Source organism: Cellulomonas algicola (assembly GCF_003851725.1).
GTDB classification, from domain to species: Bacteria; Actinomycetota; Actinomycetes; order Actinomycetales; family Cellulomonadaceae; genus Cellulomonas; species Cellulomonas algicola.
Map to the genome: position 1 here is coordinate 1 of NZ_BHYL01000505.1, position 1768 is coordinate 1768.

2 protein-coding genes are annotated in these 1768 nt (G+C 79.8%); both read right to left on the reverse strand.

Annotated features, from left to right (window positions below; all coding sequences use genetic code 11):
• A partial coding sequence (locus CTKZ_RS21140; RefSeq protein ID WP_200829885.1) for a hypothetical protein occupies window positions 1-1363 on the reverse strand: 1363 nt, incomplete at its 3' end.
• A partial coding sequence (locus CTKZ_RS21145) for an FtsX-like permease family protein (RefSeq protein ID WP_124344708.1) occupies window positions 1360-1768 on the reverse strand: 409 nt, incomplete at its 5' end. The genes CTKZ_RS21140 and CTKZ_RS21145, both read right to left, overlap by 4 nt.

Below are 1768 nucleotides of genomic sequence, written 5' to 3' on the forward strand. Positions count from 1 at the left end.
CCAGCGCGGCGGTCGCCCCGACGGCGACGACGAGCAGCGCGGCCTCGAGGGACACGCGCCGCACGGTGCGGACACGCTGCGCGAGCCGCCGGCGGTGCCGGTCGGTGGGGACGCGGCGCGGCTCGACGTGCCGCGCCGCCACGGTCGCGAACGCCGCGGGCGCGAGCACCCCGACGGCGACGACGCCGACGACCCACGGCCACGTCACGGGTCCGGGAGCCACGACCGCGCCGAGGACGAGCCCGGCCGCCGCGCCGGCGCCGACCACGACGGCGGACTCGGCGGCAGCCGCGCCCGCCACACCCGCGAGCGACGTGCCGCGTGCCCGGACGGTCCGCAGGGCGGTCGCGCGACGCCGCGCGAGGAGGTCGCCCGCGACGAGCAGGACCAGCGCGCCACCGGCCGCCAGCCCGGTGAGCACGACGACGGCCTGCGACCAGGTGGCGTCCACGCGCGCCCCGACCTGCGTGAGCAGGAGGTCCAGGCGCGACGTCACCCGGACGTCGGACCCGGGCACGGTGAGGACGTCGGGGGACGCCTCGAGCGCGGCGACCTGGCGCACGAGGTCGCGCGCGGCGGCGTGGTCGAGCGCCTGCGGGTCCACGGCGAGGCGGAACGTGCGCGTCACGCCGTCGGGCTCGAGCGCGGCGCGCGCGGCGGGCAGGGAGGCGGCCGAGAGCAGACCGGCGACGACCGTCGTGCGGGCGTCCTCGCGTCCGTAGGCGCGCGGCCCGAGCAGCTCGGGGCGGGCGGTCCACGCCGCGTCCTGCGGGTCCAGCGCGACGAACACGCCCGTGACCAGCAGGGGGACCGTGGTCCGGTCGGCGGTGGTCGCGGCGACGGTGTCACCCGCTGCGACGCCGAGCACGTCTGCGACCGCCTCGGAGAGGCCCACCTGGACGGCCAGGTCGGGCCCTGGACGACCGGGGGCGACGCCGTCGCGCCACCGGACCGCGGGCTCCTGCCCCGCCCACACGTACGCGAGCCGGAGCAGCCCGCCCGTCGGCAGCCCCGCGGTGCTGAGGTTCAGGTCGGAGCTCGCCGCGGACGCGACGGGCGGGTCGAGGACGGCGCCCAGCGACGCAGGCAGGGCGGCGTCGAGCGAACGTGCCACGTCGTCGACGCCGATCGTCGTGTCCGACTCGCCGGCCGTCGCGTCCGACGTGCCCGCGCCGTACCGGCTCGTGACCACGAGGTCGGCGGCCGGGTCGGCCTGGGCGACCGCGGTGCGCACCGCGGTGTCGGCCCGCGCGGTCAGCAGCCGCGGGACGGCGTCGGTCACGGCCACCAGGAGCGCGACCACGACCGCGATGACGAGCAGCGGCCACAGGTCGGCGCGGGCCCGGCGCCACGCCGCGCTCATGCGGCCGGGTCCGTGCGCAGGCGCGCGATCGTCGACCGTCGCACGGCGCGCGACGCGAGCGGCACGACGACCGCAGCGCACCCGAGCAGCAGCAGCACGAGCGCCGCGGTCTGCGCGGACCACGGCCACTGCGGCGCCGCGGCGGGCACGGGGACGAGGCCCTCGGGCGACACCGCGAGCAGCGGCCCGACGGCCCAGCACGCGAGCAGGCCCAGCAGCGCGCCGAGCAGCAGGGGAGCCGCGACGAGGAAGCCCTGCTCGGCGAGCACCGACGCGAGGACCGTGCGGCGCGGCGCGCCGAGGCCGCGCAGCCGCGCGACGTCGAGCTCGCGCGCCTCGAGCGCGGCCGTCGCGTGCAGCGCGGTCCCCGCGAGCGCGAGCACGAGGGCGGCGACGACCAGGAGC